This is a genomic window from Clavibacter sp., from assembly GCF_014802555.1.
GTDB lineage: Bacteria > Actinomycetota > Actinomycetes > Actinomycetales > Microbacteriaceae > Clavibacter > Clavibacter sepedonicus.
Genome location: NZ_JAAVCB010000079.1, coordinates 1 through 12455, shown reverse-complemented (window position 1 = coordinate 12455; position 12455 = coordinate 1). Strand labels below are relative to the sequence as shown.

15 protein-coding genes and 1 pseudogene are annotated in these 12455 nt (G+C 74.7%); 9 read left to right on the top strand and 7 right to left on the bottom strand.

The window, feature by feature from the left end; all coding sequences use genetic code 11:
* The 4 genes and pseudogenes from HDR73_RS09325 to HDR73_RS09310 all read right to left on the bottom strand — a co-directional run.
* Positions 1 to 966: pseudogene (locus HDR73_RS09325) on the bottom strand (septum formation family protein); the annotation flags it as partial.
* A complete protein-coding gene (gene pyrE, locus HDR73_RS09320) occupies positions 966 to 1520 on the bottom strand; it encodes an orotate phosphoribosyltransferase (protein WP_012297711.1) in 555 nt (184 codons plus the stop codon). The gene pyrE and the pseudogene HDR73_RS09325, both read right to left, overlap by 1 nt.
* A 66-nt stretch (positions 1521 to 1586) precedes the next feature.
* Entirely contained in the window at positions 1587 to 2522 is a 936-nt protein-coding gene (locus HDR73_RS09315; protein WP_086935877.1) for an NAD(P)-dependent oxidoreductase, read from the bottom strand.
* 111 nt (positions 2523 to 2633) lie between these two features.
* The gene (locus HDR73_RS09310) at positions 2634 to 3098 is read right to left on the bottom strand and encodes an Asp23/Gls24 family envelope stress response protein (protein ID WP_012297709.1); all 465 of its coding nucleotides are present in this window, start codon (positions 3096 to 3098) and stop codon (positions 2634 to 2636) included.
* A 121-nt stretch (positions 3099 to 3219) separates the two neighbouring features.
* Here HDR73_RS09310 and HDR73_RS09305 point away from each other — a divergent pair, with 121 nt between their 5' ends.
* The 7 genes from HDR73_RS09305 to HDR73_RS09275 all read left to right on the top strand — a co-directional run bounded on the left by HDR73_RS09305 (position 3220) and on the right by HDR73_RS09275 (position 7338).
* Positions 3220 to 3774: an RNA polymerase sigma factor gene (locus HDR73_RS09305; protein ID WP_012297708.1), complete on the top strand. Its 555-nt coding sequence runs from the start codon at positions 3220 to 3222 to the stop codon at positions 3772 to 3774.
* Positions 3765 to 4412 carry an Asp23/Gls24 family envelope stress response protein gene (locus tag HDR73_RS09300; RefSeq protein WP_223842687.1) on the top strand — a complete coding sequence of 216 codons (648 nt, stop codon included), beginning with the start codon at positions 3765 to 3767 and terminating at the stop codon, positions 4410 to 4412. The genes HDR73_RS09305 and HDR73_RS09300 overlap by 10 nt, the downstream gene beginning before the upstream one ends.
* The gene (locus tag HDR73_RS09295; RefSeq protein WP_012297706.1) at positions 4409 to 4807 is read left to right on the top strand and encodes a hypothetical protein; all 399 of its coding nucleotides are present in this window, start codon (positions 4409 to 4411) and stop codon (positions 4805 to 4807) included. Before HDR73_RS09300 ends, HDR73_RS09295 begins: the two co-directional genes overlap by 4 nt.
* Positions 4808 to 4875: 68 nt before the next feature.
* On the top strand, positions 4876 to 5712 hold the full coding sequence (locus tag HDR73_RS09290; protein WP_012297705.1) for an exodeoxyribonuclease III: 837 nt from the start codon (positions 4876 to 4878) through the stop codon (positions 5710 to 5712).
* Between the two features lie 88 nt (positions 5713 to 5800).
* Complete coding sequence (locus HDR73_RS09285) at positions 5801 to 5944, top strand: hypothetical protein (protein ID WP_223842686.1); 144 nt, start codon at positions 5801 to 5803, stop codon at positions 5942 to 5944.
* Between the two features lie 25 nt (positions 5945 to 5969).
* Positions 5970 to 6338, top strand: coding sequence for a hypothetical protein (locus tag HDR73_RS09280; RefSeq protein WP_012297704.1), 369 nt, complete (start codon positions 5970 to 5972; stop codon positions 6336 to 6338).
* A gap of 133 nt (positions 6339 to 6471) precedes the next feature.
* Complete coding sequence (locus tag HDR73_RS09275; RefSeq protein ID WP_174270076.1) at positions 6472 to 7338, top strand: response regulator transcription factor; 867 nt, start codon at positions 6472 to 6474, stop codon at positions 7336 to 7338.
* A gap of 192 nt (positions 7339 to 7530) precedes the next feature.
* On the opposite strand, the gene HDR73_RS09270 is transcribed toward HDR73_RS09275, so the two are convergent.
* Both HDR73_RS09270 and HDR73_RS09265 read right to left on the bottom strand, forming a co-directional pair.
* Positions 7531 to 8214, bottom strand: a complete 684-nt coding sequence (locus HDR73_RS09270) for an Hpt domain-containing protein (RefSeq protein WP_223842685.1) — start codon at positions 8212 to 8214, stop codon at positions 7531 to 7533.
* A gap of 233 nt (positions 8215 to 8447) precedes the next feature.
* Positions 8448 to 10148 carry a sensor histidine kinase gene (locus HDR73_RS09265; RefSeq protein ID WP_012297701.1) on the bottom strand — a complete coding sequence of 567 codons (1701 nt, stop codon included), beginning with the start codon at positions 10146 to 10148 and terminating at the stop codon, positions 8448 to 8450.
* A 108-nt stretch (positions 10149 to 10256) separates the two neighbouring features.
* Here HDR73_RS09265 and HDR73_RS09260 point away from each other — a divergent pair, with 108 nt between their 5' ends.
* Positions 10257 to 10829 carry an MOSC domain-containing protein gene (locus tag HDR73_RS09260; RefSeq protein WP_012297700.1) on the top strand — a complete coding sequence of 191 codons (573 nt, stop codon included), beginning with the start codon at positions 10257 to 10259 and terminating at the stop codon, positions 10827 to 10829.
* Between the two features lie 39 nt (positions 10830 to 10868).
* Here the strand turns inward: HDR73_RS09260 and HDR73_RS09255 are convergent, their stop codons facing one another.
* Complete coding sequence (locus HDR73_RS09255) at positions 10869 to 11777, bottom strand: SDR family oxidoreductase (RefSeq protein ID WP_041464275.1); 909 nt, start codon at positions 11775 to 11777, stop codon at positions 10869 to 10871.
* A 136-nt stretch (positions 11778 to 11913) separates the two neighbouring features.
* Here HDR73_RS09255 and HDR73_RS09250 point away from each other — a divergent pair, with 136 nt between their 5' ends.
* Positions 11914 to 12342, top strand: coding sequence for an ASCH domain-containing protein (locus HDR73_RS09250; protein WP_041464274.1), 429 nt, complete (start codon positions 11914 to 11916; stop codon positions 12340 to 12342).
* The last annotated feature ends 113 nt before the right edge of the window (positions 12343 to 12455 follow it).

Genomic DNA, 12455 nt, shown 5'->3' with positions numbered 1-12455 from the left:
CTCGGCCGGCGCGTCGTCGGCCGGGGCGGAACCGGACGCCCACGCCATCGCGGCGGCGCGCGCGGCGGCGGCAGCGGGGGCGAGCGGAGCAGGGGCGGCGTCCTCGTCGTCGCGCTCGGCATCGGCATCGGCATCGGCCGACGCGTTCCCGTCGACGTCCCCCGCGTCGAACCGCTCCGGCACGACCTCGTGCGCGGCGGGCCCGGCGGGGTCGTCGACGACGTCGGCGTCCTCGTCCGTCCGCTCGTCGCGGAGCGGCGTCAGCTGCACGGATCCGTCGGGGTCGCCGCCATCGGCCTCGGCCTGGTCGGCGGGATCCTCGACGAGCTCGGCGTCGACCACGGTCGCGTCCGAGGGCATGGCCGGCAGGGCGACGTCGTCCGGCCCGTCGTCGACCGGCTCGAGGACCAGCTCGGCCGGCGCGTCGTCGGCCGGGGCGGGATCCGCCTCGACCTCGCCGCTCAGCACCTCGCCGGTCGGCATCGCATCCGCACCGTCCGCGGCGGGGGCGGGCACGTACCCGGGGTCGGGCTCGCCGGGGAACTCCACGTCGCCCGCGTCGACCGGTGCGGCCGCGATGCCGGGCTCGGGTGCCGGCGCGTCGGGCTCGGAGGCGGGGTCGACGGTGCTCGGGTCGGGATCCACCCGGTCGAGCGGGGCGATGCGCTCGTCGTCCTCCGTCGGGTCGAGCGGCACGATGCCCGCGAGGATGTCGCCGACGGCGGGCGGGGACGCGTCGTCGGGCGCGGGATCCACGCCGGCGTCGGAGTCGGCGGCGTCCCGCGCGTTCGGCGCGTCCCGGTCCGCGGGGACGGGCTCTCGTGCCGCCGATCGGCCCCAGCCGATGGGCGCGAGCGGCTGCGCGGGGCGCTCGCGGTCGGCGTCGGTCGCGGGACGGATCGCGAACGGGTCGTCGTCGTCGCGACCGGATCCGGAGCCGCCGCTGCCGCCGGGCGCCGCGTCCACTAGGCGAGCCCCAGGTCCTCGAGGCCGATCGCGTACAGGTACCGGTGTCCGGCGGCCTCGATCACCTCACGGGCGTCGGTCGAGCGGTCGACGACCACGGCGACCGCGGCGATCTCCGCGCCCACCTTCTCGAGCGCCTCGATGGCCTTCAGCGGGGATCCGCCGGTGGTGGAGGTGTCCTCGACGACGATGACGCGCTTGCCCGCCAGGTCCGGGCCCTCGACCTGGCGACCGCGGCCGTGGTCCTTGGGCTCCTTGCGGACGACGAACGCGTCGTAGCCCCGGCCGACCGCGGCGCCCTGGTGCAGGATCGCGGCGGCGATGGGATCCGCGCCCATCGTCAGCCCGCCGACCGCGGCGACGTCGGGCACGTCGGCGATGAGGTCGAGCATGACCTGACCGATGAGCGGCGCGACGCGGTGGTCGAGGCTGACGCGGCGGAGGTCGACGTAGTAGCTGGCCTTCTTGCCGCTCGTCAGCGTGAAGTCGCCGTGGAAGACGGCGTCCCGCTTGATGTGGTCGATGAGCTGCTGGCGCGCGTCGGAGGTCGTCACGCAGCCGATCCTACGGGCGGGGAACCGCGCCGCCCGGTGCGACGGGCGGGCGGGACGCGGACCCGATCAGGAGTCGGACGACGCCGGCAGGCCGAACACCGTGCCGACGGCGGCCACGTCGTCGCCGCCGTGGCCGGCCGCGGACGCCTCCGCGTACGTCTCGCGGAGCGCCTCGAGCATCGCGGTGTCGAAGTCGTGCGCGTCGGCGCCGTCGAGCGCGGCGAGCATCAGCGTCACGTCCTTGAGCAGGCCGTCGAGCGCGAACGACGGCGCGAGCTCGCCGGACAGCATCGCCCCGCCCTTGAGGTGCGCGTACGGGGTGTCGGCCGCGCCGCCCGCGATCGCGTCGAGGAAGAGGCGCGGCTCGACGCCGAGGAGGCGCGCGAGGCCGAGCGACTGGCCGGTCGCCGCGGTGATCGAGGCGATCCACGCGTTGCAGGCGAGCTTGAGAGCGGATCCGGGGCCCGCCGTGGATCCGGCGACCACGGTGCGGGAGCCGGTCGCCTCGAGGACGGGGCGGGCGACGGCGATGTCGTCCTCGGATCCGGAGACGAGGTGCACGAGGAGGCCCTGCTCGGCGGGGCCGCGCGTGCCGAGGACGGGCGCGTCGACGAGCCGGACGCCGTGCTCGGCGGCGAGCGCGGCGATCCGCTGCGTGCCCTCGACCCCGACGGTGGAGGACTGGAGCACGACGGCGTCGGGGCGGAGCGCGGGCGCGACCTCGGCGAGGACCTCGAGCACGGCGTCCGCGTCGAACAGCATGACCACCACGACGTCGGCGTCGCGCACGGCGTCCGCGGCGCTGTCGGCCACCGTCGCGCCGGCGTCGGCGAGGGGCGCGGCCTTCCCGGCGCTGCGGTTCCACACTCTGAGCGGCAGGCCGGCGCGGAGGATCGAGCGGCTCATGCCCGCCCCCATCACGCCGGTGCCGAGGAGCGCCACGCGGGGCTTCCCGTCGGAGGCGGGGGCGGATGCGGGCGCGGCAGCGGTGTCGTCGGTCATCCCCCGACGGTACGCCCGCGATCTGCGAGGACAGCGGACGCGGCCGGGCCGGACGCGACAACGGGCCGCCCGTCGCGAGGAAAGGCGGCCCGTCGGGGCGTGCGGGGCGGGTCAGACGGCGGGCGCCTCGACGGCGGCGTCGTCGGATCCCTCGCCGGGCATCACGATGTCGGCGACCGTGACGTCGACGCGGGTCACCGGGCGGCCGACGAGCTCGGTCACGGCGTCGGAGATGGCGGCGCGCACGTCGGCGGCGACGTCCTGGAGCGGCACGCCGTACTCGGCGACGAGGGTCACCTCGAAGGAGACGCCCGCCTCCTGGGCGTCTACGGCGATCCCCTGCGTGAGGTCGGTCTGGCCGATGCGGTCGCGGAGCTGGCCGATGACGCGGGCCGCGCCCCCGCCGAGCGCGTGCACGCCGGGGATGTCCCGGACGGCGAGGCCGGCGACCTTGGCGATGACGCCGTCGGTGACCGTGGTGTCGCCCTCGGCGAGCACGCTGCCGGTGGCGATCCCGGTGGTGGCGGGCGCGACGCAGGTGACGTCCGCGGGGGTGCTGGTGTTCTGGTCGCTCATGCGGTTCCTCCTCGTGGGTGCCCGTCGGCCGGGCGCTGCTGTGGTATTCATGGATGCGACGCATGGACGCCGCGTTACGTCACGGATCCACCGTCATTCCCAGCGCACACGGAGGTACGGCATGGCCCTCTCCTCCTCCTTGCAGGACGCGGGCGACAGCATCCTCGCCGAGCGCGCGGCCGACGGCGACGCCCGGGCCTTCGAGGTGCTGGTCCGCCGGCACGCCCCCTACATGCGCGCGTTCGCGATCCGGCTCACCGGATCCCGCGCCGACGCCGACGACGCCGTGCAGGAGGCCCTCATCACCGCGTGGGACCGCCTGCCGACCCTCGAGAAGCCCGACCGGGTGAAGAGCTGGCTGCTGCAGATCGTGAGCCGCAAGTCCATCGACCGGATCCGCGCCCGCCGCCCCGCCGACGACATCGACGACCACGAGATCGCCGACCGCCTCACCTCGCCCGAGCGCGACGCGGAGACGTCGTCGCAGATGCGCGCGCTGGCCGGTGTGCTCGACGCGCTGCCCCGCGAGCAGCGCGAGGTGTGGATGCTGCGCGAGGTGGGAGGCTTCTCCTACGAGGAGATCGCCGAGAAGCTGGGGGCGACGCCCTCGACCGTGCGCGGCCGGCTGTCCCGGGCGCGCACCACCGTGATGACGAGCATGGAGGCATGGCGATGAGCGGCACCGGACCGGGCGATCCCGGGGAGCGCCTGCCCGGGGATCCCGCCACCGCACCCGCGCTCGACGCCGACGGCACGCCCCTCGACATGGCCGCCCTCGCCGACTACCTCGACCGCGGGCGCACGCCGCGCATCGCGGCCTACGAGGACGACCCCGAGACCCGCAACGCGCTGCGCGCCCTCGAGCACATGCGCGACCTCGGCCGCGAGCTCGTGCAGGTCGAGGCGGAGGAGCAGGAGGCGCCCGGCGACGACTTCTTCCGCGGCGTGCTCGCCCACATCAGCCGCGAGTCGCGCGCCGGCCGCGACATCCCGCTCTCGCACCCGGATCCCGCGGTCAGCCTCGCGCTCACCGAGGGTGCCGTGCGCGCCCTGGTGCGGCAGGCCGGCGACGAGGTGCCGGGCGTGCTCGTCGGGCGGTGCACACTCGACGGCGACGTCACGGTGGCGGGCGAGCCTGTGCGCGTGGGGCTCACCGTGAGCGTCGTCTGGGGGGATCCGCTGCCCGAGCTCGCGCAGCGCGTGCGCGAGCGGGTGCACGCGGCCCTGCTCCGGCACACCGAGCTGCGCGTCGAGGGCATCGACGTGACCGTGGTGGACGTGCAGGCGCGTCCCGTGCCGGAGGAGGCCGGATGACCCTCGACGATGACGCGTCGGCCGCGTCGCCCGCCCCCGTCCCCGTGCCGCTGCCCTCCGCCGCCGACCTGTCGCGCGACCTGACCGCGGTCCTCCGCGGCGTCGCGGGCGTGGCCGACGTGTACGCGCCGCGCTCCCCGATCCTGCTCGCCGCCCAACAGGTGGTCGAGGGCGTCGTGGCCGGGTCGTCGACCGCGACCGAGCAGCTCGTCACCGTCGAGACCGGCGAGGGTACCGTGCTCGTCGAGGCGTCCATCGCGGTGGACGCGTCGAGCCGCGCGAGCGACACCGCGCGCGCCGCCGTCGACGCCATCCGCGCCCGCCTGTCCGACGCGATCGGCACGGACGCCGCCGCGCGGGCGGCCGTCACGGTGCGCGTCGGCAGCATCGGCTGACCCGGCCCGACCCGTTCCGGCGTCTCCCCCCGCCCGGCCGCGTCCCGGTCGCCCGGTACCGTGGACGCATGCGCGTCGCCACCTGGAACGTCAACTCCATCCGCACCCGAGTGGGACGCGTCGTCGACTGGCTCGTCCGCGAGGACGTCGACGTGCTGGCCATGCAGGAGATCAAGTGCAAGCCCGAGCAGTTCCCGATGGCGGCGTTCGAGGAGGCCGACTACGAGGTCGCCGTGCACGGCCTCAGCCAGTGGAACGGCGTCGCGATCGCGAGCCGCCTGCCGCTCGAGGACGTCGTGACGACGTTCGAGGGGATGCCCCGCTTCGGCAAGCCCGACGCCACAGGTCAGCCGCCGCTCGAGGCCCGTGCGATGGGCGCGACCGTCGCGGGCGTCCGCCTGTGGAGCCTCTACGTGCCCAACGGCCGCGCGCTCGACGACCCGCACTACTCCTACAAGCTCGAGTGGCTCCAGGCGCTCGCGGCCGACACGCGCGCCTGGCTCGCCGCGGATCCCGCCACCCCGCTCGCGCTCATGGGCGACTGGAACGTCGCGCCGCTCGACACCGACGTCTGGGATCCCGCGCTCTTCGAGGGCAAGACGCACACCTCCGAGCCGGAGCGCGCCGCCTTCGCCGCCTTCCTCGACGCCGGGCTCGCGGACGTCGTGCGGCCGTCGATCCCCGAGGGCTACACCTACTGGGACTACCAGCAGCTGCGGTTCCCGCGGAACGAGGGCATGCGGATCGACTTCATCCTCGGGAACGACCGGTTCTCCGAGCTCGTGGGCGCGCCGCGGATCCACCGCGACGAGCGCAAGGGCGACGGCCCGAGCGACCACGTGCCGGTGGCCGTCGACCTCGACGTGGAGACCGAGCTCGACGACGACCGGCCGATGATCTTCTGACCCGCCGGCCGTCGCCGGCGTGGCCGCTCGCCGTGCACCCGCACCCCGCGATTCCGGCCCCGCGTGACGCGCCCCGTAGTCTCGTGCCGTGACCCCCGACGACGACCAGACCCCGGAGCGCGGCCGCCGCGCCTCCCGCGGGCGCCGGTCCGCCGCCCCGCCGGCCCGACGACGGCGCCTGCCGGAGGTCCCCCGCATCGCCCTGCCGACGCTCCCGCGCGGACGCGCGTGACGACGACCCCGCCGGCCCCGACTGGGTGCCCCGCTGGATCCTGCGGATCGACCGCCGCATCCTCGTCACGACGCTCGTCTCGATGCTCGTGGCCGCGGTCGTCGGCGGCAGCATCGCCGCCCTCGGGCTCGGCCTCATCTTCGTCACCGACTCGTGCGACGTGGACGCCTACGTCTGCCGCGACTCGCTCTTCACGATCGGCTACGGGATCGCCGTCGCGGGCCCGCTCATGCTCACGGGGATCGCCGTCATCGTCGCGCTGGTCGGCATGATCCGCGGGCGCACGCGACCCTGGCTGGTGCTCCTGATCGGCGTGGGCGCCTCGCTCGCGGCGTACATCCTCGGCGCCGTGCTCGTGCTCGTCTCCGTGCCCGGCTCCTCCCCGATCACCTGATCCCGGGCGACCGTCCGGCAGGCGGCCGCCGCCGCGGGAGCGCGGGTGCGGCGGTCCGCTAGCGTGGGAGGTCCGGCGCGCCTGACGCGGATCCGGGAGTACGGCCGCGCATGCGGCATGCGAGGGGGCGGTAGTGGACAGCGGACGTGTGGCTCTGGTCATCGAGGACGACGGCGACATCCGCCAGCTGCTCGAGGTGGTCCTGCGCCAGGGCGGCTTCGAGGTGCACGCCGCCGGCACCGCGACCGAGGGCGTGCGGCTGGCCGAGGAGGTCTCCCCCGACGTCATCACGCTCGACGTGGGCCTGCCCGACTTCGACGGCTTCGAGGCCGCGCGGCGCATCCGCCTCGTGAGCGACGCCTACATCGTGATGCTCACGGCCCAGGGCGAGGAGGTCGACACCCTGCTCGGGCTCGAGGCCGGCGCCGACGACTACATCGTGAAGCCGTTCCGCCCGCGCGAGCTCCGCGCCCGCATCTCCGCGATGATGCGACGCCCGCGCGGCGGAGGAGGGGACACGACGACGACGCCCGCGGCCGGCATCCCCGCGGCTCCCGACGTCCCCGAGGCGGCGGTCGACGCGGACGAGCCGGTGCAGCCCGTGCAGCCCGCGGCCGTCGCCACTACGACCGTCGTCCCGCCCGCCCCGACGACCGAGGCCACGCCGGACGACGAGGTCCTCCGCCACAACGGCCTCGAGCTCGACGAGGGCACCCGGCACGTCACGGTCGACGGCGAGCCCGTCGACCTCACGCGCACCGAGTTCGACCTCCTCGCCTCGATCCTCGCGAGCGGCGGGCGCGTGCGCACGAAGGGCGACCTCGTGCGCGACATCCGCAGCGGCTCCTACGCCGTCGCCTCCTCCACCGAGCCGGAGGAGCGCGCCGTCGAGGTGCACCTCGGCAACCTGCGCCGGAAGCTGCACGACGACCCGCGCGAGGCGCGGTGGATCCAGACGGTGCGCGGCGTCGGCTACCGGCTCGCGCCGCCGCGCGGCTGACGCACCGGGCGCCGGGCGCCGACGCCGTCGCCGACGGGCACGGGGCTGCCGCGGGACCGCACGGGTCCCGCGGCAGCTGCGCCGTGGATCGGGGTCCCTTCGGGTGGGATCCCGCTCCTATCCTCCGACCGGCCTGTCGCGGGAGCCGGTCGGGCGTGAGCGTCGGCCGTGGGGGCGGCCGCGCGCACGGGTCTAGTCGGGCGGGTGTCCCGCCTCGGCGCGGACCCAGGAGCGCATGGCGTCCATGCTCCGCACACCCGCCTCGCCGAGCTCCGGCAGCATCGCCGTGGCGCGGCCGTGGTCGGCGGCGCGGATGGCGCGCTCGAGCTGCCCCGCGGCGTCGCTGAGCAGGAGCGCGCCGACCATCGCCGCCGAGCTCTTCACGCTCAGGCACGCGTCGAGCGCGGCCGCGCGGTCGCCGGCGCGCACGGCGGCGTCGAGGCGCTCCCAGCGGCTCGGCCACAGGTCGACGAAGAAGCGCAGGAAGTCGATGCAGGCGTGCTGGCCGTCGGTGAGCGCTCCGGGGCAGGTCGGCTCCGAGGCAGCCGGGGCGGAGGTCGGGGCGCCGACCGGACGGGGGGATCCGGCCGGCGCCTGCCCGCAACCCGGTGCGGGGGCACCAGGGGTCGCGAGGCGGTCGTCCGGACGGGGGGATCCGGACGACGGGGTCCCGCGGCGCGGCTCGGGGTGGCCGCGCGGCGGGGTCACGCCGCCCGGCGCGGGAACGCCGGGGGGCGGAGCGGGGGCGTCCGTCGCGGGGACGACGGACAGTCGGACAGGGCCGGGCACGTCCGACAGCTCGGCCAGCAGCTGCTCCAGGACGCGGACGTCGAGGAGCGGGGGGAGCTGCGGCACGCGGGCGGCGTGGGCGCTCACGCCCGGCCGCCGACGAGACGATCCGAAGGACCGGGGAGGCCGCCGTCGGGTACCGGCCGCGCATCCGTCGACCCGGTACGGCACCCGGTGCGTGCGGCTCGGGTGCCGCTCGCGGGGTGGTCGTGGGGGGTCATCCGGTCCTTCGATCGCTCGTGTCGGACGGGTGGCCCCGTCGTTGCACGAGCCTGTCATCGCCGGATGCCGGATCCGATCAAGGTCGGGACAAGATCAGCTCAAGTCGGGCGCGGTGCGGCACGGGCGACGCGCAACGGCAGCCGCACGCGCATCGTGGTGCCCGTGCCGAGGGTGCTCTCCACCTCGATGGACCCGTCGTGCGCCTCCACGATCGAGCGGGTGATGCTCAGGCCGAGCCCCACGCCGGCGACCGTGCTCGCGCGGGCGGAGTTGGTGCGGAAGAAGCGCGTGAACAGCTGCGCCGTGTCCTCCGCCGACATGCCCACGCCGTCGTCGGTCACGCAGAGGCTGAGGTGCTCGCCCTCGACCCCCACCGCGGTGGTGACCGTGCCGCCCTCCGGCGTGTACTTCACCGCGTTGCTGAGCAGGTTGTCGAGCACCTGGCCGATGCGCACGGCGTCGACCTCGGCGACCAGCTCCTCGTACTCCGGCTCGACCAGGGTGACGCCGCTCGCCTGCGCGTGCGGGCGGATCACGTCGAGCGCGTTCTCGACGATCTCGCCCACGTCGACGAGGTTGCGGTTGACCGCGAGCCGGTGCTGGGCCGCCGTGAGGAGGTCGCCGATGAGCCCGAGGAGGCGCTGCGCGTTGCGCTCCACGATGGCGAGGCGGGCGGCGGTGATCCGGTCGTCGAGGTCGTCCTCCTCGAGGTCGTCGGCGATGAGCTCGACGTAGCCGAGGATCGAGGTGAGCGGCGTCTTCAGCTCGTGCGAGACGCTCGCGACGAACTCCTCGCGCTCGGTGACCGCGAGCGCGAGCGCCGTCACGTCGGTGCTGACCACGACCGTGCCGAAGGTGCGCCCCGCGCCGTCCACGAGCGGGGAGATCGACGCGAGCACGGCCTTCTGCGCGCCGCCGTCGCCCACCCAGTACACCTCGCGGCCGACGACCTCACCGGCCCGGGCGCGGGCCACGGGCTGCCGCTCGGGCGGGACGACGGTGGTGCGGTCCTCCTCGTAGACGAGACGGCCGAGCATGGGATCGTCCGGGTCGAGGGGGTCGGCGAGCGCCATGAGGTCGTGCGCGGCGCGGTTGCGCAGCATGACACGGCCCTCGGCGTCGAGGACGGTCACCGTGTCGTCGATCGCGTCGAGCACGCCGTCGATGATCGAGTTGCGCTCCTGCAGGTCGACGAGCGTGCCGGTCAGCTCGAGCTGCATCTCCTCCAGGCGCGCGTGCTGCCGGATCAGCTGCTGGGCCAGGAGGTTCACGGCGACGGCGACGAGGAGCATCACGAGGGGGAGCACGACGAGGTGCGACCAGCCGGTCGTGCCGTCCGGCAGGGTGCCCGCCCGGACGTAGGGCAGCGCCAGCACCGACGCCGTGCCGATGGCGCCGAGCCACAGGACGTGCAGTGGGAAGGCGTACGCGAGCCAGATCACGGGGAACACGAGGAGGAACGTGGTCGACGGCACCTGGTCGGCGATCGCGTCGCGGCAGAGGGCGAGCGCGACGAAGTCGAGCATGGGCAGCACGGCCACCCAGTCGGAGTCGATGCGATCCCAGGGGACGGCGGCCGCGACGATGGTGACGATCGCGGCGATGACGGCACCCGCGACGAACACGGGATCCGCCACGGAGGCGAGGTCCCCCGTCCCCGCGACGACGCCGACCACGGCGAGGCTCAGGATGAAGGGCAGCTGCGCGTGCAGCGGCTTCGAGAAGGTCATGCTGCGGAACACGGCCTGCGCGCGGGAGCGCTGACCGCGCGGCACGTCGGAGGGAGCAAGCTCGCCCACGTGACCCCCCGGATGCGGTCACCCCGTCCCGCTCATCGATGATAGCCACGAGTGGACGGTCTGCCCCGGGCCGACGTACCCCGTGGTAGGGGGACGTACGATTCCCGGATGGCCGACCTCCCGTTCGAGCACCGCGTGGAGGTCGCGTTCCTCGTCGCCTCGCCGGTGCACCGGCTGGAGGGTCGCCCGTCCGACGGCCCGCGGGACGAGCCGGGCGAGCCGCCGTCGCGGCCGTCGGTGCGCGTGCGCGCCGGGCTCGGGATCGTGGGCGACCGCTACTTCGGGCAGCGCGCGCACCGCACGGCGGCGGTCACGGTGATGGCCGTCGAGCAGGTGGAGCGCGTGGCCCGGGAGCTCGGGGTCGACGCGGGGCTGGATCCCGTCGACACCCGCCGCAACGTGCTGCTGCGCGGCGCGGACGTCGACCGGCTGCGCGGCATGCGCTTCAGCATCGACTCGGGTCACGGGCCGGTCGAGTTCCAGGGCCACCGCCCGGCGAACCCGTGCGCGTGGATGGACGTGATGCTCGCGCCCGGCGCCTTCCGCGCGCTCCGCGGCCACGGCGGGGTGCGCTGCGAACTGCTGGGCGACGGGATCCTCACGGTCGGGCCGGCCGTGCTCCGCACCGAGCGCCCGCTCGATGACGGAGACGGGGACGACGCCGGGGCGCGCCTGTTCTGACGCGCCCCGCCGCCCCGGCCGTGGCCGCTGCGTGTCCGGTCAGTGGACGGGCGTGCCGCCCGTGACTGCGATCGTCTCGCCGCTCGTGAAGCTCGACTCCTGGCTCGCGAGGAACACGTACGTCGCCGCGATCTCCGCGGGCTGGCCGGGGCGGCCGTAGACCGACTGGGATCCGAACTCCTCGACGTCGGACGCCGACTGGCCGACGGGCTGCAGCACGGTCCAGAACGGGCCGGGCGCGACCGAGTTGACGCGGACCCCCTTCGGCGCGAGCTGCTGCGCGAGCCCCTGCGTGAAGTTGCGGATCGCGCCCTTCGAGACCGCGTAGTCGATCTTGTCCGCGCTCGGCTGGTACGCCTGCGACGAGCTCGTCGTGATGATGCTGCCGCCCTTCGGCAGGTGCGGGATCACGGCCTTGCTCAGCCAGAACAGCGAGTACACGTTGGTCTTCATCGTGCGGTCGAGCTGCTCGGAGTCGAGGTCGAGGATGTCGTCCTCGTTGCGCTGGTAGCCCGCGACCATCACGAGGCAGTCGAGGCCGCCGAGCGCGTCCACCGACGCCTGCACGATGTCGCCGCACGTGGTCTCGTCGGAGATGTCGCCGGGCACGAGCGCGGCGGTGCGCCCGTCCTGCTCGATCGTGGACGCGGTGTCGCGCGCGTCCTCGAGCTCCTCGTCGAGGAAGTTGAGGGCGATGTCGGCGCCCTCGCGCGCGAACGCGATGGCGACGGCCTTGCCGATGCCGGAGTCGGCTCCGGTGATGAGGACCTTCCGGCCCGCGAGCCGGCCGAAGCCGACGTAGCTGTCCTGGCCGTGGTCGGGCGTCGGCTCGAACTTCATCTCGTCGCCGGGGCCCGTCTGCTCCTGCTGCGGGAACGGCGGGGACGGGTACTGCGCGATCGGGTCCTGGATCTCGTACTGGTTGCCGCCGTTGCGGATCTCGCTCATGGGGTGCGCCTTCCTCGTGCTGTGGGGTCGCCTCCACCCTGGCCCGAGCGGGAGCGCACGACCGGGGAGCACGAGGGGGTTGACGGCAGCGGTGCGGGCTGCGTGCTCGCACGCCCGGCGCTCCTACGATCGGCACATGACGACGACGCCCGAGCCCGACCTCCCTCCCGTCGAGTTCGCGTTCCCCGGGCCGCTGCGGGACCAGCTCGTGGCCGCGATCGCGTCGGGCGAGAAGACCTCGACGAGCTCGCTGCTCATCCAGTACGACGCCGACGACGAGGAGCTGCCGGTCGTCGGATCCCGCGGCTCCGTCATCGACTCCGACGGCCGGCCGGTGCTCGTGGTCGAGACGACGTACGTCGAGGTCGCGCGCCTCGCCGACGTGCCGCTCGCGCACGCGGTGGACGAGGGCGAGGGGTTCACGACCGTCGCCGAGTGGCGCGCGGGGCACGAGGGGTTCTGGGGATCCGCCGAGGTGCTCGCCGAGCTGCCCGACGGGTTCGCCCTCGACGACGACACCGAGATCGTGCTGGAGCGATTCCGGGTGGTGGACGGCCGCGCCTAGGTGTACTCGGCCATGACGTTGGTGACACTTCGGGGCGTGTGAAGAGGCCTCCTGGCTTGATGGAGCTGTTCAGTTCAACCATCGCCAGGAGGCCTCGATGTCCCACGGTAATG